Origin of the sequence: Megasphaera hutchinsoni (genome assembly GCF_001553405.1) — a bacterium.
In the GTDB taxonomy this organism is placed as follows: domain Bacteria; phylum Bacillota; class Negativicutes; order Veillonellales; family Megasphaeraceae; genus Megasphaera; species Megasphaera hutchinsoni.
Genome location: NZ_KQ960941.1, coordinates 41,815 through 61,421, shown reverse-complemented (window position 1 = coordinate 61,421; position 19,607 = coordinate 41,815). Strand labels below are relative to the sequence as shown.

Annotated in this window: 26 protein-coding genes, 2 pseudogenes and 1 riboswitch; of the genes and pseudogenes, 7 read left to right on the top strand and 21 right to left on the bottom strand. The window is 38.1% G+C overall.

Going from position 1 to position 19,607, the window contains the following annotated elements:
* Nucleotides 1–104: 104 nt before the first annotated feature.
* The 14 genes from HMPREF3182_RS03450 to HMPREF3182_RS03385 form a co-directional block, all read right to left on the bottom strand.
* Nucleotides 105–383: a hypothetical protein gene (locus HMPREF3182_RS03450; RefSeq protein WP_062485466.1), complete on the bottom strand. Its 279-nt coding sequence runs from the start codon at nt 381–383 to the stop codon at nt 105–107.
* 78 nt (nt 384–461) lie between these two features.
* The gene (locus HMPREF3182_RS03445; RefSeq protein WP_007393094.1) at nt 462–767 is read right to left on the bottom strand and encodes a hypothetical protein; all 306 of its coding nucleotides are present in this window, start codon (nt 765–767) and stop codon (nt 462–464) included.
* Nucleotides 768–1,074: 307 nt separating this feature from the next.
* The gene (locus HMPREF3182_RS03440; RefSeq protein ID WP_007393114.1) at nt 1,075–1,500 is read right to left on the bottom strand and encodes a F0F1 ATP synthase subunit epsilon; all 426 of its coding nucleotides are present in this window, start codon (nt 1,498–1,500) and stop codon (nt 1,075–1,077) included.
* 3 nt (nt 1,501–1,503) lie between these two features.
* Nucleotides 1,504–2,922: a F0F1 ATP synthase subunit beta gene (atpD, locus tag HMPREF3182_RS03435; RefSeq protein WP_007393130.1), complete on the bottom strand. Its 1,419-nt coding sequence runs from the start codon at nt 2,920–2,922 to the stop codon at nt 1,504–1,506.
* A gap of 39 nt (nt 2,923–2,961) precedes the next feature.
* On the bottom strand, nt 2,962–3,819 hold the full coding sequence (gene atpG, locus HMPREF3182_RS03430) for an ATP synthase F1 subunit gamma (protein WP_062485464.1): 858 nt from the start codon (nt 3,817–3,819) through the stop codon (nt 2,962–2,964).
* A gap of 3 nt (nt 3,820–3,822) precedes the next feature.
* Complete coding sequence (gene atpA, locus HMPREF3182_RS03425) at nt 3,823–5,358, bottom strand: F0F1 ATP synthase subunit alpha (RefSeq protein ID WP_007393096.1); 1,536 nt, start codon at nt 5,356–5,358, stop codon at nt 3,823–3,825.
* Nucleotides 5,355–5,927 (bottom strand): F0F1 ATP synthase subunit delta, encoded by a 573-nt coding sequence (locus tag HMPREF3182_RS03420; protein ID WP_007393077.1) that lies wholly within the window; start codon nt 5,925–5,927, stop codon nt 5,355–5,357. The genes atpA and HMPREF3182_RS03420 overlap by 4 nt, the downstream gene beginning before the upstream one ends.
* Nucleotides 5,927–6,421 (bottom strand): F0F1 ATP synthase subunit B, encoded by a 495-nt coding sequence (atpF, locus tag HMPREF3182_RS03415; protein ID WP_007393127.1) that lies wholly within the window; start codon nt 6,419–6,421, stop codon nt 5,927–5,929. Before atpF ends, HMPREF3182_RS03420 begins: the two co-directional genes overlap by 1 nt.
* A gap of 46 nt (nt 6,422–6,467) precedes the next feature.
* On the bottom strand, nt 6,468–6,725 hold the full coding sequence (gene atpE, locus HMPREF3182_RS03410) for a F0F1 ATP synthase subunit C (protein ID WP_007393126.1): 258 nt from the start codon (nt 6,723–6,725) through the stop codon (nt 6,468–6,470).
* Nucleotides 6,726–6,765: 40 nt separating this feature from the next.
* Nucleotides 6,766–7,434, bottom strand: a complete 669-nt coding sequence (gene atpB / locus HMPREF3182_RS03405; RefSeq protein WP_007393103.1) for a F0F1 ATP synthase subunit A — start codon at nt 7,432–7,434, stop codon at nt 6,766–6,768.
* 3 nt (nt 7,435–7,437) lie between these two features.
* Complete coding sequence (locus HMPREF3182_RS03400; RefSeq protein WP_007393095.1) at nt 7,438–7,824, bottom strand: ATP synthase subunit I; 387 nt, start codon at nt 7,822–7,824, stop codon at nt 7,438–7,440.
* A gap of 2 nt (nt 7,825–7,826) precedes the next feature.
* Nucleotides 7,827–8,105 (bottom strand): AtpZ/AtpI family protein, encoded by a 279-nt coding sequence (locus tag HMPREF3182_RS03395; RefSeq protein WP_007393113.1) that lies wholly within the window; start codon nt 8,103–8,105, stop codon nt 7,827–7,829.
* Between the two features lie 377 nt (nt 8,106–8,482).
* Nucleotides 8,483–9,637, bottom strand: a complete 1,155-nt coding sequence (gene wecB / locus HMPREF3182_RS03390; RefSeq protein WP_062485462.1) for a non-hydrolyzing UDP-N-acetylglucosamine 2-epimerase — start codon at nt 9,635–9,637, stop codon at nt 8,483–8,485.
* A gap of 34 nt (nt 9,638–9,671) precedes the next feature.
* Nucleotides 9,672–10,709, bottom strand: coding sequence for a glycosyltransferase family 4 protein (locus tag HMPREF3182_RS03385; RefSeq protein WP_007392485.1), 1,038 nt, complete (start codon nt 10,707–10,709; stop codon nt 9,672–9,674).
* 274 nt (nt 10,710–10,983) lie between these two features.
* On the opposite strand from HMPREF3182_RS03385, the gene HMPREF3182_RS03380 reads away from it, so the two are divergent.
* Nucleotides 10,984–11,733: an exodeoxyribonuclease III gene (locus HMPREF3182_RS03380; RefSeq protein ID WP_007392474.1), complete on the top strand. Its 750-nt coding sequence runs from the start codon at nt 10,984–10,986 to the stop codon at nt 11,731–11,733.
* A 92-nt stretch (nt 11,734–11,825) separates the two neighbouring features.
* On the opposite strand, the gene HMPREF3182_RS07545 is transcribed toward HMPREF3182_RS03380, so the two are convergent.
* Nucleotides 11,826–11,975, bottom strand: a complete 150-nt coding sequence (locus HMPREF3182_RS07545) for a hypothetical protein (protein ID WP_156439307.1) — start codon at nt 11,973–11,975, stop codon at nt 11,826–11,828.
* Nucleotides 11,976–12,153: 178 nt separating this feature from the next.
* Between HMPREF3182_RS07545 and HMPREF3182_RS03375 the strand changes: the two genes are divergently transcribed.
* The 3 genes and pseudogenes from HMPREF3182_RS03375 to HMPREF3182_RS07840 all read left to right on the top strand — a co-directional run.
* A complete protein-coding gene (locus tag HMPREF3182_RS03375) occupies nt 12,154–12,723 on the top strand; it encodes a chromate transporter (RefSeq protein WP_062485460.1) in 570 nt (189 codons plus the stop codon).
* Between the two features lie 9 nt (nt 12,724–12,732).
* Complete coding sequence (locus tag HMPREF3182_RS03370; RefSeq protein ID WP_007392482.1) at nt 12,733–13,302, top strand: chromate transporter; 570 nt, start codon at nt 12,733–12,735, stop codon at nt 13,300–13,302.
* A 404-nt stretch (nt 13,303–13,706) separates the two neighbouring features.
* Nucleotides 13,707–13,817 (top strand): annotated as a pseudogene (locus HMPREF3182_RS07840) (DUF6900 domain-containing protein); the annotation flags it as partial.
* 3 nt (nt 13,818–13,820) lie between these two features.
* On the opposite strand, the gene HMPREF3182_RS03365 reads toward HMPREF3182_RS07840, so the two are convergent.
* Nucleotides 13,821–14,429, bottom strand: a complete 609-nt coding sequence (locus HMPREF3182_RS03365) for a type I restriction enzyme endonuclease domain-containing protein (RefSeq protein ID WP_082718192.1) — start codon at nt 14,427–14,429, stop codon at nt 13,821–13,823.
* Nucleotides 14,371–14,874 (bottom strand): replication initiator protein A, encoded by a 504-nt coding sequence (locus tag HMPREF3182_RS07750; RefSeq protein WP_235808638.1) that lies wholly within the window; start codon nt 14,872–14,874, stop codon nt 14,371–14,373. Before HMPREF3182_RS07750 ends, HMPREF3182_RS03365 begins: the two co-directional genes overlap by 59 nt.
* Before the next feature lie 176 nt (nt 14,875–15,050).
* Nucleotides 15,051–15,130, top strand: a riboswitch (Fluoride riboswitch).
* A 48-nt stretch (nt 15,131–15,178) separates the two neighbouring features.
* On the opposite strand from HMPREF3182_RS07750, the gene HMPREF3182_RS03355 reads away from it, so the two are divergent.
* Nucleotides 15,179–16,369, top strand: coding sequence for a cation:proton antiporter (locus HMPREF3182_RS03355; protein WP_062485456.1), 1,191 nt, complete (start codon nt 15,179–15,181; stop codon nt 16,367–16,369).
* 61 nt (nt 16,370–16,430) lie between these two features.
* Here the strand turns inward: HMPREF3182_RS03355 and HMPREF3182_RS03350 are convergent, their stop codons facing one another.
* The 3 genes from HMPREF3182_RS03350 to HMPREF3182_RS03340 form a co-directional block, all read right to left on the bottom strand.
* Nucleotides 16,431–16,712, bottom strand: a complete 282-nt coding sequence (locus tag HMPREF3182_RS03350; protein WP_062485453.1) for a CD1845 family protein — start codon at nt 16,710–16,712, stop codon at nt 16,431–16,433.
* 65 nt (nt 16,713–16,777) lie between these two features.
* Nucleotides 16,778–17,536: an N-6 DNA methylase gene (locus HMPREF3182_RS03345; protein WP_235808637.1), complete on the bottom strand. Its 759-nt coding sequence runs from the start codon at nt 17,534–17,536 to the stop codon at nt 16,778–16,780.
* A complete protein-coding gene (locus HMPREF3182_RS03340) occupies nt 17,536–17,748 on the bottom strand; it encodes a helix-turn-helix domain-containing protein (protein WP_062485452.1) in 213 nt (70 codons plus the stop codon). The genes HMPREF3182_RS03345 and HMPREF3182_RS03340 overlap by 1 nt, the downstream gene beginning before the upstream one ends.
* A 128-nt stretch (nt 17,749–17,876) precedes the next feature.
* Between HMPREF3182_RS03340 and HMPREF3182_RS07835 the strand changes: the two are divergent.
* Together HMPREF3182_RS07835 and HMPREF3182_RS07410 are read left to right on the top strand one after the other, a co-directional pair.
* A pseudogene (locus tag HMPREF3182_RS07835) lies at nt 17,877–18,020 on the top strand (phage NrS-1 polymerase family protein); the annotation flags it as partial.
* 8 nt (nt 18,021–18,028) lie between these two features.
* Nucleotides 18,029–18,223, top strand: a complete 195-nt coding sequence (locus tag HMPREF3182_RS07410) for a DUF4368 domain-containing protein (protein ID WP_082718198.1) — start codon at nt 18,029–18,031, stop codon at nt 18,221–18,223.
* A gap of 204 nt (nt 18,224–18,427) precedes the next feature.
* Here the strand turns inward: HMPREF3182_RS07410 and HMPREF3182_RS03335 are convergent, their stop codons facing one another.
* Nucleotides 18,428–19,576 (bottom strand): metallophosphoesterase, encoded by a 1,149-nt coding sequence (locus tag HMPREF3182_RS03335; RefSeq protein ID WP_235808636.1) that lies wholly within the window; start codon nt 19,574–19,576, stop codon nt 18,428–18,430.
* Between the last annotated feature and the right edge of the window lie 31 nt (nt 19,577–19,607).

The following is a 19,607-nucleotide window of genomic DNA, read 5'->3' as shown; positions in this document are numbered from 1 at the left end:
AATCCTTTTATTTTTCCCATCACATAAACTGTACAAAAAAATCTCTTACATCCCAAATTTACGGGGTAAGAGATTTTTTTATATCATTTACTAATTCAATACACTTATTCTTTCGTATAAATAGTTCCACTTATAATAAGGGCCTTATTCGCTTCTTTTATACTATCTTCATCTAATCGAACATGCCGAAGTGTCGTAAAATCCGGCTTCCCATCATCACCTGAACAGATTTCTAAGAAACGATCTTCTTCTCCATTTACACGAAACGTGTCTACTAAAATTTTCTTGTGCGGTGCTGTCGCTGTTATTTTTATCTGTTCGTGAATCGGTTGATCTTTATGCTGAATAGAAATAAATACATCATAATCTTTAATCGATTTCATAATACCCTCTCCTTATACATAACCCCTTTATTATTTTCCCTACCCAAATAACCAAGAACGGCTAAGCCGTTCTCCTAGTTAAATTGGATGTAATGTAGACTTAACAGATTCTTTAAATTTACCGGCTTCCCGTAATAAACGATTTAATTCGTCTACATCTTCTTGTTTTATTCGCACATGGCGAACTGTCTGAAAATCTACTTTTCCTTCATCATCCGTTTTTACTTCTAAAAAACGGATCTGCGGATGCTCTCCATGCACCACATAGGTATCCACCAGCATGGTCAAATTAGGTGAGGTAGCCGTCGCTTTTACCTGCTCTTCAATCGTCTTATCATCACGTAATATGGTAATTAAAATGTCATAATCACTAATAGATTTCATAATTTCCTCCTTCTTCATTTTTAATTAATTATATACTTTTTTGGTCTTCTTTTCAAACCCTAAATAAAGTTCCAAAAGACCAAACAAATCACATGTATTAAGTATTTTATCTTATCAATACTATTTTCAACACATAAACTCGCATCAATAAAGAATTAACAAAAAAGAAAATTATGATTTCTTATAAAAAAATTTCCCCACAAACTTTTAGCAAAAATAAAAGCGGTCTATTGACTAAACATGCACGCAATAAACCGCTTTACTTAACATTTTTTGATCACCAATTTTAGCATTCTATACTAAGACTTTATTGCCCTCGATAATGATTAACTACATGTATCCGACATAATGCCCGTTTCAAAGCAAGTTCTGCTCTAGCTACATCAATATCCGAATCTTTCTTATCCTGTAACCGGTGTTCTGCTCTGTCTTTAGCACTATTAGCTCTAGAAAGATCAATATCTGTCGGTCGTTCTGCGGCGGGAGTCAAAATAGTAACCACATCATCATGAACTTCCAAAAACCCCGCGGAAACAGCCAAAATATGTCTAGTCCCATCTTGATCATATGAAAATTCTTGAATATCCAGTGCACTTATCATCGCGGTATGTCCTGGTAAAATACCAATATCTCCATCTAAAGCCCTAGCAATAATAAAATCTACCTTTTCTTGTAGTACCACTGCATCTGGCGTAATCACTTCCAACTGCAATGTTTTCTTGGTTTCAGACATTGCCTATTCTCCTTTCAGAGTCTTGGCCTTTTCATATGCTTCCTCGATATTTCCGACCATATAAAAGGCTTGTTCTGGCATATCATCACAATCACCAGAAAGGATTTTCTTAAAGCCGGCAATTGTATCCTTTAATGGTACATAACGTCCTGGTTGTCCCGTAAACTGTTCAGCAACGGCAAACGGTTGACTCAAGAAACGTTGAATTTTTCTTGCTCTTGCAACCGTCAATTTATCGTCTTCTGACAATTCATCGATACCGAGAATAGCAATAATATCTTGTAAATCATTATATTTCTGCAAAATAGCTTGTACTTCACGAGCCGTATTATAATGGTCTTCTCCTATTACATTCGGATCCAAAATACGTGATGTTGAATCCAAAGGATCAACGGCCGGATAAATACCTAATTCAGCAATTTGCCGTGATAATACAGTAGTTGCATCCAAATGTGCAAACGTTGCCGCTGGTGCAGGGTCTGTCAAGTCATCGGCTGGTACATATACCGCTTGAACCGATGTAATAGATCCATTCTTAGTTGAAGTAATACGTTCTTGTAATGCCCCTACGTCTGTCCCTAACGTAGGTTGATATCCAACGGCCGAAGGAATACGACCCAACAGAGCCGAAACTTCTGAACCAGCTTGAATGAACCGGAAAATGTTATCAATAAATAACAACACATCTTGGTGTTCTTTATCACGGAAATATTCTGCCATCGTAAGACCTGTTAAGCCTACACGCATACGTGCTCCTGGTGGTTCATTCATTTGTCCATATACAAGTGCAGTTTTACTAATAACGCCAGATTCCTTCATTTCGTTCCATAAGTCATTACCTTCACGGGTACGTTCACCAACACCAGTGAAAACAGAATAACCACCATGTTCCGTAGCTACATTATGAATCAATTCCATGATTAAAACCGTTTTTCCAACACCAGCACCACCGAACAAGCCAATTTTACCGCCTTTCGCATATGGAGCGATCAAATCAACTACTTTAATACCCGTTTCCAAAATTTCGGTTCCCGTTGACTGATCTTCAAACTTAGGTGCCGTACGATGAATTGGCCAATATTCCTGTGCTTCTACTGGTTTATCAACTTTATCTACCGCTTGTCCTAAAACATTAAAAATGCGTCCTAACACACCTGCTCCTACAGGTACTTTAATAGGGCTTCCCGTATCTTCTGCTGCCATTCCACGAACAACCCCGTCCGTAGAGCTCATCGCTACACAGCGCACAACATCATCGCCCAAATGTTGCATAACTTCTACAATTAAATCAATAGCCCGTTCACCGCTTCCGCCAGTAATACGGATAGCATTATAAATAGCAGGCAAATCTGCTTCAGAAGCAAATCGCACGTCAATAACCGGGCCGATAACCTGTACTACTTTTCCAATGTTATTACTCATGAAGAGGCTCTCCTCTCTTTCTTTTCTTACGGCCACTCTTTATTTCAGAGCATTGGCTCCACTAACAATTTCTGTTAATTCATTTGTAATTCCAGCTTGGCGTACTTTGTTATAATTCACGGTTAATTTTTCAATCAACTCACCCGCATTATCGGTAGCTGATGTCATAGCCGTCATCCGTGCGCCTAATTCACTAGCTGCAGACTGTAACAAACTATTATACACCATCATATCTAAATATTGAGGCAATAAATTTTTTAATACAGACTGTGGTTCAGGAATAAATAAATATTCCTCTTGTGGTCCCTGCTTTTCGCTTTTTGGAGCTGCCAAGGGCAACATATCCATGGTTGTTACTTCTTGGGTTAATGCCGATTTAAAGTGCGTATAAATGATTTTAACTGCATCGACTTTGCCCTGAAGAAATAATTCTGTCGCAGCTTGCGCCATCTCTTTTGCATCCGTATAGCTGGGTTTATCAGAAAAACCACTCCAATATTTATCTGCCGTAATATGCAAATGTTGCAAATATTCATTAGGCTTTCTCCCTACTACAAACAAAACAAAAGATTCTCTTGGCTGCGTTGTAATAGAAGCAGCCATCGCCTTATTAAGATTCGCATTAAAAGCACCTGCCAACCCCTTATCTGCGCCAACCACCAAATAACAAATTTTCTTTATCTCACTGCGAGCTTGCAATAACGGATTATCGCTACTACCTGCCGCAGATACACGCTTTAGCATTCCTTCTAACTTTGCAATATACGGAGCTGTTGCCAAAGCTCGTTCTTGTGCACGGCGCAGTCGTACAGAAGATACCATCTTCATTGCTTTGGTAATCTGCTGTGTATTTTTGACGGATTTTATACGTCTATTTATTTCACGTGCACTCGGCATAGCTTATTCCCCCTCTTTAATGAGTTCATGAGAAGCACCATACTGCTTAGTATATTCTTCAATCGCCTTACAAAGAGTGTCTTCTGCTTCCTTACCGAGTTCTTTCGTGTTTTTAATACTTTCTCCTACTTCTGGATAATTACTATGCATGAAAGAAATAAATCCATTTGCAAAAGCAGCTACTTCTTTTACCTGCACGGGCATTAAATAATCATGGACAGCCAAATAAATTTGCAATACCTGATCTTCAACGCTCATCGGTTTATATTGCGGCTGAATCAACAATTGCATTGTCCGTTCGCCCTTATCAATTTGTGCCTTTGTGCTTTTATCCAAATCTGAGCCAAACTGTGCAAATGCTGCCAATTCACGATACTGTGCTAAATCTAAGCGCAAGGTTCCGGCAATTTTCTTCATCGCTTTAATCTGGGCCGAACCACCAACACGTGATACAGACAAACCAACATTAATAGCGGGGCGAATCCCAGCGTTAAACGCTTCTGTTTCCAAGAAAATCTGTCCATCCGTAATAGAAATAACATTTGTCGGAACATATGCAGATAAATCGCCTGCCAATGTTTCAATAATAGGTAATGCCGTAATAGATCCACCACCTAATTCATCAGACAACTTCGCAGCCCGTTCCAATAACCGAGAATGTAGGTAAAAAACATCGCCCGGATACGCTTCACGTCCTGGTGGACGACGTAATAACAAACTCATTGCCCGATACGCTTGAGCATGTTTTGATAAATCATCGTACACACATAATACGTCTTTACCTTGATACATAAAGTATTCTGCAATGGAAACACCTGAATAAGGTGCTAAATATTGCAACGGTGCCCCATCTGATGCAGTCGCAGCCACTACAATCGTGTATCCTAAGGCTCCATGCTTTTCCAATGTGCGTACAACACGTGCTACGGTAGATGCTTTTTGACCAATAGCTACGTATACACAAATAACATCACTATCTTTTTGATTCAAAATCGTATCAACAGCAATCGCCGTTTTCCCTGTACCACGGTCACCAATGATTAATTCACGTTGACCGCGTCCAATAGGCACCATCGAATCAATTGCTTTTAACCCTGTTTGTAACGGAACTTTTACGGGTTGCCGATCCGCAATCCCTGAAGCGGTCACTTCAATTAATCGTGATTCGGTAGTATTAATTGCTCCTTTACCGTCAATTGGAATCCCTAAAGGATTTACTACACGTCCAATCATTTCTTCGCCTACAGGAACGCTCATAACTTTTCCCGTACGCTTTACTGTATCGCCTTCCTTAATTTCTGCATCATTACCAAGCAATACAGCACCAACATTATCTTCTTCCAGGTTTAATGCTAGCCCCTTTACACCATGAGGCAATTCCAGCAATTCCCCGGACATAACTTTATCTAATCCATAAATGTGCGCAATACCATCGCCAACTTCTAGAACGGTACCAACATCATCCACATTTACTTCAACATTATAATCTTGAATTTGTTTTTTGATTATCGCCGTAATTTCTTCTGGCTTCATGTTCATGGTTCGTCCGTCACCTCATTTACTGCGTCAGTATCCAATAGCTTCAGTTGCAAATCTTGTAACTGCCTTTTTATACTGCCATCAATTAACCGATCACCAATTTGCACTACAATCCCCCCAATAATAGATGGATCCGTATAATACAATACTTCGATCTTCTTACCTGTTAGTGCTTTTAAACCGGTTATCAATTTTTCTTCTTCTGCCGATGAAAGCGGTTTAACTACCCGTACCTTAGCAACTTCAATCCCTTGCGCTTGCCTTACCAAAGCGATAAACCCATCAATTGCTAACGCAATAACAGATTCCCGTTTTCGATCAATCATGACGTATAAAAATTGCATGACAATAGGTGCTACCTCGGCAGCAAAAATACTTTTTAACGTATCTTTTTTTATCTGCGGTGTAAGTAGAGGATGACAAATGAATTTTCGTAAATCTTCATTTTCTTGCCATACATCTCGAATCTGCCGCAAATCATTTCCAATGGCTTCCAACTGATGTTGTTCAGCCGCAATATCGAACATAGCTTGGCTGTATTTTTCATACACTGCTTCCGATATCATCATTAACTTTCCTTTGTTTGTTTAGGCAATGTATCTAAATAATCAGATACCCACTTTGCATTGACGTCATCATCGATATGTTTATGGAGTAGTTTTTCTGCCACAGCCATAGACAGCGTTACTACTTCTTGTCGCATCTGTTTCAATGCTATTTCACGTTCGTTTACAATTTCTGCTTGAGCGATTTCTTTTTCTCGAGCAATTTGTTCACGAATTGCTTGTACATGTGCCTGAGCTTCTTGATCCGCCACTTTTACAGCTTTATCTACAATCGCTTGTGCTTGTGCACGTGCATCTCGTAATTGCTGTTCATAATCTGCTTTTAGTTGAGCTGCATCTTCTTTAGCTTGAGCGGCTTCGTGCAAATCTGTCTCAATACGTTCTCGCCGTTCTTCCATTACTTTTAATAAAGGCTTATACGCAAACTTAGCTAAAATTAAAACCAACACGATAAAGTTGACGAATTGGAATATGAGTGTTCCATTAATATCAACCAACAGTATTCCCTCCTTGACCGCAATGGCATATCATAATTTGCCAACCTTAGAACATGGCTGCAAACGGATTAGCGAATACCAAAATAATAGCAATAACTACCATGATGATAGGTACAGATTCAATCAAGCCGATAGAAATCAACATATTAATAAACAATTTCCCCGCCATTTCAGGTTGACGAGCTGTTCCTTCCAACATCTTCGCTGCTGCTTGGCTATCCCCTAAAGCAGCGCCTAATGCCGCTAAACCTAAACCTATAAAAGCGCCTAATCCTGTAAGTGCTATTACAATTGCTTTTTCCATGATACATAACCTCCCGAATTATCAAACCACATATTTTTTCTTAATCTTGAATTGATGGTGCTAAATAAGCAGCCGTTAAAATAGTAAATACAAAAGCTTGAATCAAACCAATTACTAAGCTAAATGCGATCCACACGATAGGAATACCAGCGGGGACTAAATAATACAATACTTCTAACATGATTTCACCAGCTAAAATATTACCAAACAGACGAAATGCTAATGTAATCGGTTTTGTAAACTCTTCCATGATATTAATAATCAAGAACGGGTAAAAAGGCTCAACAAAATGCTTAAAATAGCGTTTTACGCCATGATTTTTTAATGCCAAAATATGCACTAAAAATGATGTAATAAGTGCTAATGCCACCGTAGTATTTAAATCTGTAGTTGGCGATGCTAATAACTCATGGCTTGGAATCATTCCTAACTCATTAGCAAAAAAGATGAAAAAGAACATCGTCAATAATACAGAAACAACTTGGCCATACTTAGGTCCTATGGTGGCTTTAAATTGAGTCATCAGCGCTTCAATTGCCATTTCCATCACATTTTGCATTCCCGATGGAACTAACGCTCTACCACGTGTAGTGCCGATCGAAACAAGTATGACAATAACAGCTACCAACCAGGTCACCATTATCGTATCTAGGTTGACGTGCATTCCCAGAAGTTGAACTACCCAATGATGTCCTGCATGCATTTCCATATGCTATGCCTCCTTTCTTTTCCGTACATGAAAATGTTGCCACACTGCATCCATATAAATAATAATACGATACGAAAAGCAGCCTGCCATCACACCCCCTAAGTGAATTTGAGGAAAATGAACAATAACAATCATTGCCAAGCAGATTACCAAAAAACGTATTACAAATCCCCCACGAATGCATTGAACTACATGTTCAGGCGGTAAATTTATGGCTCGTGCTGAACGACTTCCCAACATGGCAAAATAAATCATGTTGATAAGATTTCCAATACACCAGCCCGCCACAATATATGTCAACCCGGTGATATATAAAATCACCGCACCGACCAAAGTAAATGCCACAAGTTGCCATAGTGTTCGCTTAATATAGTATAATAACTCTTCCACAACTAGGTTTCTCCCTTCTTTTCCTTCGCATCTCGTTCAATTTCTCGTATAGCTTGTCTATACAATGAATAAAAGCCAAAAAAGGAACCGAAAAGGCCACCGCTAATGCTTCCCCATGGACTAATATGAAAATAGCGTTCTATTACACAGCCTAAGGCAATGCCTATACCAATAGAACCAAACAGCGTAAATCCAAATGCACTCATCGTCATGCATAAAGCTAACCATTCACTTCTGCCTTTTTGAGTTGTATTAGCCGTTTGTTTTTTCTTTTTTTCCATAGGTTTTTATCCTCCTACGGCGTGACAAATATCGGCTATAAATACATGCCGGTTCATATATCTTGTATTTACAACCATCATTGCTATCTTAGCATAGAACATTTCTAAAATCAACGCTTCTAGTTATCAATATTTTCACTAGCTAACCCTAAAAAAAATTTAATTCTCCTAAAAGAAACACTCCCTTCGCATATTCTCTTTTTATTAAATATAAAAAAAAATAAAAACAGAAATACTTTGTAATAAAAAGTTTTCTGCTTTTATTTTTTATCTTGTATTGTTTTGATATTTATTATTAAAACTAAATATAATTGTGATATTTAATTTTCTACTTAATTTCTGTTATCAACAATCATCTTAATGAAAAAGCACAATTTTTAACGCACCCCAACAAATTCATGAGGCCTTTCTTTTTGAATATGATATGCAAACAAAATCGCATCACAAATACGGGCGGCTGCCTTTCCATCGCCATAGGGATTAATCGCATGCCGCATCGCATCATATGCTTTTTGATCATGTAAAAGTTTTATTGTTTCCTTATATACGCGCTTTTCATCCGTCCCAATTAACCGTACGGTACCCGCTTCTACCGCTTCGGGACGTTCCGTTGTATCACGCAAAACCAATACAGGTTTTCCCAACGCAGGGGCCTCTTCTTGAATGCCACCGGAATCCGTAAGGATCAAATTACACCGACTCATAACATTAACAAACGGCTCATATTCCAATGTTTCAATCAAATGAACCCGTTCTTTTCCCGCTAATTCTTCTTCCACCACTTTTCGAACTTCCGGGTTTCTATGTACAGGGAAAATGATTTCCGTTTGTTCATTTTCTTTGACAACGGCATAAAGAGCTTTATAAATATGTCGCATCGGCTCACCTAAATTTTCACGACGATGCGTCGTTACCAATATTACTTTTTTATGCTGAAAGTCAATGCGTTGTAATGTAGGATCCGCAAAAGTATAACTAGATAATACCGTATTCATCAATGCGTCAATAACCGTATTACCCGTTACATAAATCTGATCATCACGTATATTTTCATGCAATAAATTCGCTTTTGCTGTTAGCGTAGGTGCAAAATGCATGGTCGCCATCGCCCCAGTCAATTTTCGATTCATTTCTTCCGGAAATGGCGAATATATATTTCCCGTACGTAGCCCTGCCTCTACATGCCCAACCGGAATTTTCTGATAATATGCGGCTAAAGCTCCTACAAACGTAGTCGTCGTATCGCCATGTACTAAAACCAAGTCAGGCTTTTCTTTTGCTAACACAACTTGTAATCCTTGTAACGCCTTCGTTGTAATATCATACAACGTTTGCCCTTGTGACATGATATCTAAATCATAATCAGGGGTAATATGAAACAAGTGTAATACCTGATCTAACATTTGTCGATGTTGGGCCGTTACCGTCACGACCGTCTGTATATGTTCAGAACAGGCCTTTAACGCCAATACCACTGGTGCCATTTTAATTGCTTCTGGTCGCGTACCAAAAACTGTCATTACCTTAATCATAAAAAATGCCTCCTACTGCTTACCTCGATCAGCTTTACTTCAAATGCGTCGTATTCGTTGTTTTTTGTAAAATGCCGATACGCTTTGCTGAATAAATAATCACCCCTAAAACAATTATTACCGTGACCATACCTATTTTATATCCCACATGAGCGACAAATAACGCGACTATCCCTAAGGCAATACTAACGCAATACATAATTAACACAACTTGCTTTTGCGAAAGCCCCAAAGCTAATAAACGATGGTGTAGATGGCCCTTGTCCGGCTGAAATACAGGTTTTCCACTCATTTTACGGCGAACAATAGCAAAGAGCGTATCTAAAATAGGTACACCTAATGCAATGATAGGTACCACAAGTGCCACCGTCGCTGCCGTTTTAACCACACCAAATACAGCGGCTACAGATAATGTATATCCAAGTAACATACTTCCCGTATCGCCCATAAAAATTTTAGCAGGATTAAAATTATATTGCAAAAAGCCTAACGCCGCTCCAGCAATAGCTGCGATAAGTAACGCTGGTGTATCTTGTCCCATACTATACGTTATAAAAAATATAGAAATCGAAGCAATAACGGAAACGCCTGCGGCTAAACCATCTAATCCGTCAATTAAATTCACCGTATTCGTAAACCCGATAATCCAAAATATCGTAAGAGGAATAGCAATAAATTCAGGTAATACCCATAACGTACCAAACGGATTATTCAACCAATCAATTTGTATACCACTCGCAACAGGAATTAAGGCGGCTATAATCTGCCCTACCAGTTTAGTGCGAGCAGGAATATTACAAATATCATCCCAAATACCTACCGCCACAATAACCGTGCAACCAATTAATATCCCTATCAATTCAGATTGCCAAGGAGCAAATAGTAGTACTGTTACTATAAAACCGATAAAAATAGCTACTCCGCCTAATCGTGGAATAACATGGGTATGTACCTTCCTAGCATTGGGTTTATCAATTGCTCCGACCCGAATGGCTATTTTCTTTACACTCGGTGTCAATGCATAGGAAATAACTAATGCTAGCACAAAAGGAACAATATATCTAATGAGCACTACACACGCCTACTTTCTTTTTTTAGTACGATTCATATCGTTTCTAATAACGCCTTTACGCGGCCTCTAAAAACACACCTATTTCTAAAATCCCTAACAAATGGTCTATCCACTTCTTATCCGTTACATTATACCATATATTGCTTTGAATATCATATCGAGAACAACTAAATTCCCTGCCCCATATTAATACTTACATTCTATTTTTGACAAGGGTTCTTTTATTCTATACAATAAACGTATTATCTATGTCAATAATAGAAAGGAGTTTCTCATGAAATATATTTCTTGGAACGTCAATGGCTTACGGGCTATCATGAAAAAAGGATTTATAGATATCTTTCAGACCTTAGATGCAGACTTTTTTTGTCTTCAAGAAACAAAGTTACAAGCCGGACAAATAGACTTAACTTTGCCCGGTTATCATCAATATTGGAATTATGCCGATCGAAAAGGATATAGTGGCACGGCTATTTTCACCAAACACGAACCCTTACAAGTAACCTATGGCATGGGTATCGACGCCCACGACCACGAAGGACGGCTAATCACATTAGAATATCCCGATCGCTATGTTGTTACCTGTTATACCCCTAACAGTCAAAATGAATTGGCCCGCTTACCTTATCGAATGCAATGGGAAGATGATTGTCGCCATTATCTTTCCCAATTAAAAGAGCAAAAAAGCGTTATTTTCTGTGGTGATTTAAACGTGGCCCACGAAGAAATTGATTTAAAAAATCCCAAAAACAATCGTAAAAATGCAGGTTTTTCTGATGAAGAGCGAGAAAAAATGACAAACTTATTAAATAGCGGCTTTACCGATACATGGCGATATTTTTATCCTGATACAGCAAATGTCTATTCCTGGTGGAGTTACCGTTTTAACGCCCGCAAAAACAATGCAGGGTGGAGAATTGACTATTTTATCACTTCGGATGATCTGAATTCTTGCTTAAAAGAAGCTCACATTTATACCGATATCATGGGCAGTGATCATTGCCCCGTAGGTTTGATTTTATAACCAAAAATAAACTATTTTATGCTATGTCCACTAAATCTTATAGTTAAGGACATAGCAATTTTATTACACCCTATTTTTTCATTCCGTATATATCATTTACGTTGTCTTTTATATATCCAAAGAGATGTAGCCAGCCAGAGAATAGTAAAAAAAACCGCGACTATCACCGTACCGGGACGATCATGTAAAATGACTTGACCCCAAGCAATAATTACCATTGCTAATAATATGGTTCGTATCATATATGTATGACCTCCTTTCTGGGTTCATCATACACAAAAAAAATTCATTTGTCGATATCCATACATAAGATCCCATCACATGTATATTACCATATTATTTTTTTAGCGAAATTCGTATATAATGTAAATAAAAAATGATTTCCCCATCTATCGATACCATTCTTAACGAGGTGATATCATGTCCGCTACAACAAAAAGGAATAAACATTTTTATTGGTTGCTATTTAAATCTACGTTTATTATCAGTGCTATAACTGTCGGCGGTGGTTTTGTCATCCTCCCGCTATTGAAAGCAAAGTTTGTTGACGAATTTAAATGGATACAAGAAGAAGAAGCCCTAGACATGGTTGCTATTGCACAATCCATCCCCGGTGTTATTGCTGCCAATGCAGCTATTTTATTAGGCTATCGCATGGCTCGCATACGTGGAGCCATCATCGCACTACTAGCTACGGTGTTACCCTGTTTAATCACCTTGACAATCGTCTTTTATTGCTATCATTCAATTATCAATAATATATATATAGAAATGATCCTAAAAGGGATGCAATGTGGTGCAACCATTTTAATTGGAAAAGTAGCACTAGCGTTACTATATAAGCAATGGAAAAAACGATACTTATTGCCACTCGGCATTCTTATCGCCACATTTATGGCCGGCATATTTCATCTACTACCGCTTATGTTGCTACTATTCATTGATGGGATCATCGGTTTTCTCGTCTTACAAGATACCAAATACAATTAGGAGTTCCTTATGATTTATTTTATCTTATACTGGGAATTTTGCCGTATCGGACTTTTTTGTGTCGGCGGCGGATACGCTTCCCTGCCTTTATTAAAACAAGTAGTAGTTGAACAATATGGATGGTTAAGCACAAGCCAATTTTTAGATGTTTTTGCCATTTCCCAAATGACACCAGGCCCGATTGGCATCAACGCAGCTACCTTTATTGGCACCCATGTCGCAGGAATGGGCGGTGCTATTGCCGCAACAATTGGCTTTGTTACACCTTCCTTTATCTTAGGCATTACCTTAGCTCGTCTCTTACAAAAATATCATCATCTTGCTGCTATAAATGGTATTTTAAATGGATTAAGACCAGCTGTAATTGCCTTAATTGCCACCGCTTTTTGTTCCTTTCTATGTGCCACTCTTTGGCAACAAGAAACGCCCCCCTCACCGCTATCCGTTCCTCATATCGGAAACATTATCTTATTAGTACTAACCGCTCTGTTTGCACATCGCTATCATAATGTCATTCTTCTCTTAGGCTTCTCCGGCTTATGTGGTCTTATACTCGGCTTATGTGGTCTATTTCCATAGGCCTTATAGTAATCCCCTACCTATTTTCTAAAAATATTTTTTTCATAAAACACTACGCCCCTCTAAGTCTATTCATCAAAAAGAACACCTCCGAAAGGGGTGTACAATAAGGGATTAAAAAACGACTGAAAGCCTTTAAGCGAGAACCCAAGAAAGCCTACCTAGTGTACATTGCACGAAGTAGGCTTTTCTTGTTTTTAATCATTACCATGATGCCTTTCGATCAATCTTACTTTCAGACATTTTTGTCGAAAAGTTCTTTGAATAAGACTTGCTATGTTCCAAATTCTGAGCAATATATGTAGTAGCAAACTTAAAGGAGCGATTGCCATGAAAGACGAACTACTAACTATTGCTAAGAAACACAACTACACTGTTAAGGTGAGAAGTGCCTTGAGAGACGAAAGGACGACTCCGAAGACTTTCTCGATATTTCAGTCTGGTCACTCCAAACCATGCTTGAGGAAGCATATGAGCTGGGGAAGAAAAGCAAAGATCCCGATCGCACAAAATAATTATTATTCACCGGCATGTTCTTCAAAGTTTTCTACTTGTTCCATCACTTTGTTAAATACTTCAGGACTGTACTGTGGCGGATAACCATTCTTAACCAAACAAATCTTGATATCAAGTTTTAACTGATTACGCACATTCAGATTATTCAGCCAGTCCGCAAAGGAAGACTTGGTATCGATGATTTCCTTAACTTTTTTAGCAAGCATCTTACATTTATCATTTAGAACAACACCGTCAACTTCTTTGTCAGTGCCATATTCAAACTTATACTTGTCACGAAGAGCAATCAAAATATCATAGAATGCCTTTTCTTCAAAGGTTAATCCTATTTTACGAAAGCTTTCACGATTTTCGTTCATCTTACGAAGTATTACTAAAGCTTGTTCAGTTGCTGCCTTAATAATATCTTCAGAGGCGGCTTCCTGTGTTGCCCCGGCTTCCTCAGCAGTAAGGTGCTTACGTCTTTCATGGTATTCAGCAATAGTCGCCTCAAGCATCTCTTGGAAAGTCTTCGATGCTAACTGATTGACCTTGCCATATTCTTTTATTTGCTTACGGAGCATTTTGACAAGTAACTCTAACTTCGTAGCGGGCATTTTTACATCGTACATTCTTCATTTCTTGAGATGTAGTTTCTACACTTCTGGAGTGTAAATTTTTCACTTCTGAAGTGTAATTTTTACACTCGGAGCGAAATACGCTCATAAAATCTTTAACATAGATGATATTGGGCTTTCCAAGACCTCGTTTCTTTCTTTCGATAAGTCCAATACCTCCCGATGTGCTATCAAGCTCATTAAGGATTTTGACTGCCGTCTTATTGGAGCTTCCTAAAGTCTCCATAATCTCTTCCACGGTGAAGATGATATATACTCTGTTTTCTTCATAAAGCCATTTATTTCTGAAAGACAGACTTGTTCGCTCTAAAAGGCAAGAATATAAAATTTTTGCGTCCGAAGATAAGTTTTTAAACCTTTCATCAGTTACTATGATTTTCGGTAACATATAGTAGCTGAAACGGTCTCCGTCCCGATTATAAAAATAATCAAATTCCACTTCTCACACCTCCTCTCTTTTTAATTTTTTGCACAAGAAAAGACGATAGATTTTTTATTTTCTATCGCCTTGTATCTTTAATATTCAGTTTTATTCAACTCGACAAACTGGAATTTGTCACTCTAGAAAACTCCTATTTTTCTTGCTAAATATGTGACGATGTGTTATACTTAATGATAAATAAAGGGAATGAAGTTCTCCCTAAGTAATATATTTACTTAAAACGCCTATTAAAGCTGATGACTTCTGCGATTAAATTAATGCAGATAGTGTCAGCTTTTTCTGCGTTTAAAGGAGGATTTTTATGTTGTTAAGTATTTCATTAATTCTTATCGTTGGTATGTCTATGGGCTGGATATGTCAGAAAATCAAACTGCCAAGTTTGCTCGGAATGCTGGCTGTTGGTATTATTCTGGGACCATATGTGCTTCATTTATTGGACAGTAGCATTCTTGGAATATCGGCAGAGATTCGAAAAATTGCACTTATTATTATTCTTACAAGAGCAGGTTTGGGTTTAGATATTTCAGGTCTTAAAAAACTTGGAAGGCCTGCTGTTTTAATGTGTTTTGTTCCTGCATCTTTTGAACTGGTAGGAATGATTCTGCTTGCACCAAAGTTTATGGGACTATCAGTCTTGGAAGCAGCTATTATGGGAGCTGTTCTTGCTGCGGTTTCTCCAGCAGTTGTAGTTCCAAGAATGGTTAGACTAATGGATGAGGGGTACGGAGTAAAAGAAGGAATCCCACAACTAATTCTTGCTGGTGCGTCAGTTGATGATGTCTATGTAATTGTTTTGTTTTCTACTTTTATTGGAATGATGCAAGGAGACGGGGTCTCGTTAATCAGTTTTGTTAATATTCCTGTTTCAATATTCTTGGGAATTGTAATAGGATTGTTGATTGGATTTCTGCTGGCATATTTCTTTAAGAAGATACATATCAGAGATACTTCAAAAGTGCTTATTATTCTTAGCATTTCATTACTGCTTGTGGTACTTGAAGACAAATTAACTACAGCAATCACATTTTCTGCCCTAATAGCAATTATGTTTATTGGAGTAGGATTACAAAAGAAAAGAGAAGTTGTTGCCAAAAGGCTTTCTGTAAAATATGGGAAATTATGGGTTGCTGCGGAAATATTCTTATTTGTATTGGTTGGTGCAACAGTCAATATTGGATATCTTGGAAAGGTTGGAGTAAAAGCGCTTATAGTGATAATAGGTGCATTGATGTTTAGAATGTTAGGTGTATTTATATGTCTGTTAGGTACGAACATCAAGGGAAAAGAAAGATTATTTATTATGATGGCATATACACCCAAAGCAACTGTGCAGGCCGCCATAGGAGGAGTACCGCTTGCTCTTGGATTTGCATGTGGTGATGCAGTGCTTACAGTGGCAGTACTTGCTATAGTACTTACTGCTCCACTTGGTGCATTTGCAATAGATATATCATATAAAAAAATGTTGCAGAGAAATAGTGGGGTTAATTAGAAGTGTAGGTAGCAAAATTGTTATTTTCTTTACACACAGAACTCGATAAGTTCCAATTTGTCTACACCGCTTTAATCTTCTCATTTATCAATTCAATAAATGCTATCACAGTTGCTCCTATCATCGGAAGCCCATAAGGACTAAATAGAAAACCGATGACCAAGCCCGATATACCTATTCCGACTTCTCCTTGAATGAAAGATGCTAACGCCCCAAATATGCAGAACACCATAACGATATACAGTAATGCTGTTCCTATGCCAAGTAAGAATGTTAGAAAAGCAGTCAGAATTGATAAAACAAGACTAATCAGAAATAAGATAATTTTTAATATCCATCGCATACACTACCTCTTTTTCTCTTTGGTTTATGTGCTGCTTACAACCATTATTTTAGTCGATAGTGGCTCTAAGCAACACATAAACCATCAGTTTCTTCAGTTTTTAACTTTGGTAGAAGCTTCAAAACCTTTGATTTTACTGAACTATTTGCCTCTGTCATTATTATGACACGAGACCCGCAGGCGGGGTCGTAAAGTGTACCTTCAAACGGTTCAATCATAGCTGCAATAAGCTTAACTACATCGTGAGGAGTATAAAATTCTCCTTCTTCTTTTGTCGCATTGACGGCAAATTCCTTAAGAAAGTATTCATACACATAGCCGATTAAATCTTTTTCTTCGCCAAAAGCCTTGTGGCTTATTTTAACTTCATCAACAAGTTTCTTGATGTCATTAGCCGCTAAATTACGGGTGGTAAATGTACCTTTTATAAAGCAACCTTTAAGCTGAGGATCTTCCTCTTCAAGTCTGCTTAATGCAGTGTCAAGTGCAACATTGAGTTTGGGAGCCGGTGTGTTGATGATGGTTGACCATCTTGCTTCTACAGGAAGATTATATGTTCCGTCTGCAAAAGTAGCATCTTCAAAGAAAGCGGCCCGAATGTTCTCATCATCAGGATCAAACCCTTGATCAATGAGTGTTTTACGAAGTGCCTCAATACCATCTTCGTATTTCTCGCCAATGAATCGCAGAAATACCAAGGTGAGCATCATATCTCTTTTTTCAAAAAATGAACCGGAATTTCGTGCCGCACGCAAGATATCTCGGCAATTAAACAAAATAGTATCTATATTTAATGTCTTTTCAGCAGTTTTCTTCTTTGCCATTACTTCCCATCCTCCGCTGTAAATTCCAAAATATCATTGGGCGTACAGTGTAAAGCTCTGCAGATACTTTCAACTTTCTCTAGGGATATATATTGCCCTGTACGCAGTTTCGTAATAATGTTGGCGGAAATATTGCTCATTTTCATTAAGTCCTGATTTGAAATGTCGTCTTCAATCATCTTATGTAAGAGTTTTTTATAACTAACAGCCATAGTCTCCTCCTGCCTTTTAATTGCATATAGCATATCACGTTTCTGTGAATATATCAACGATACTAATTGATAAGCAAAGTTCTAAATAATGAAATAAGAAGTCTCCTTATCCTTCTCATAGCGAAGCAGCTACTGCTCTTACTTCTATTCTTGCCTTTTACTGTAGTGATGACAGGGAGCAAATAGACAGTCTGTTTCGCAAGTCTGCTTTATTCCGTCCTAAGTTGGATGAATACCGAGGCTCTGACACTTACGGCAACATCATGAACTAACGGACAAGATTGCAGAACTTGAAGCCTTTGTTACTAAAGCACAAGAGGAAAGCCTTAATATAGATTCTTTCCTGAAATTAGTACGACAGTACACCGATATACAGGAACTCGATGCAGAGATCATTCGCACTTTTATAGACAAGATTTATGTTGAAAAACCGGAAAAGGTAGCAGGAACAAGAACCAAGAAACAAACCATATGAATACAGTGGAGTTACATTGGTGTAGTCGATATTCCACTCCATAAATCAGAATCGGCGTAACCAGAAACACTTCCGATTACGCCGATAAATTTCAAAGAATTAAATCCCTAAGTGAATACCCCTAATATCATTTTTTTTGATTTCTTTATCTCTACCTGGATTTATTCCCTATCTTCCTCATTTTCTCATCATGTACCCCAGAAATTAACGAATACCTTGTAACTCAAATACACTCACTTCTCTTGAACAGCCAATACGCACAGGTAACCAATCACCAGTGCCGCGATTAACATACCCATAACAATCGACATCACGATACATGCCTCGCACATACGTAAATATATGTCCTTGTACCCACGGATATAAAAAATTAATTTGTCCCCCGTGCGTATGCCCACACAAGGTTAATGGTACATGCCAGGCAAATGCTTCTTTAATAAACGCAGAATGATGTGCTAATAACAGCACAAAAGCATTATCAGGTACATGCTGCATCGCTTTTTTTATAAACCGCTCTCGCTCTAGCTGAAAATTTTTTCCTTTCGCAAAACTAAAATCTACACCGCTAACATAAAAAGGCGTTTCTCTATCCTCTATCGCACAATATGCTTCATTTTTTACAATACGCACACCAGCCCGTCGTAGCATAGCCGTAATCTTCATTACATCTCTATAATATTCGTGATTACCATAACAAAAATCAATTCCGTGCGGAATTTTTTTAGTCCATTTTTTCAACACCACTTCACATGCGGGCAAAAGAGATAATTCATCAATCAGATCACCCGTAATCGCTAACCTTTGAATTCCTTTTACAAAAAGCAATTGTATCGCTTCATCCAACTGGCGAGGACTAAAAAAATAACCCATATGAGGATCGGAAATTTGTCCAATACGATATCCCTGTAAATAAAGTGGTACCTTAGATGTACAAATGCGATGATACGTTAGTGCCAGAAAATGACTTTCTCCTTGCATGATGCCCAACGAAGCAGCACTCGTCAAAACAGGAATACCTAATGCTACGCCCCCTAAGAAAGCTTTACGCGAACATTCCTTTGACTGTATAAGTTCTCCTTTCACACCCTCACCAGTCCTATGCCTATGTTTATTCCAATATGAAAAACCATACCAAAGTGCTAATAGAGGAAACGCCAAAGCCAATCCCAAAACGATTGCTATCCCAAGTGTACCTAACCACTGCCCTTGTCTTATGAAGGCCATTGACAGCGTAGAAAAAGAAAAGGCATACCCTAAGAATATCAATTCACCTAAAATCCCCACACCTAAGACCAACCAGCACTGATATTTACGTATATCAATATAAGATAATAAAATATATGTTCCTACCATCGCTATTGATAGAATCCATAAAAACACCAGT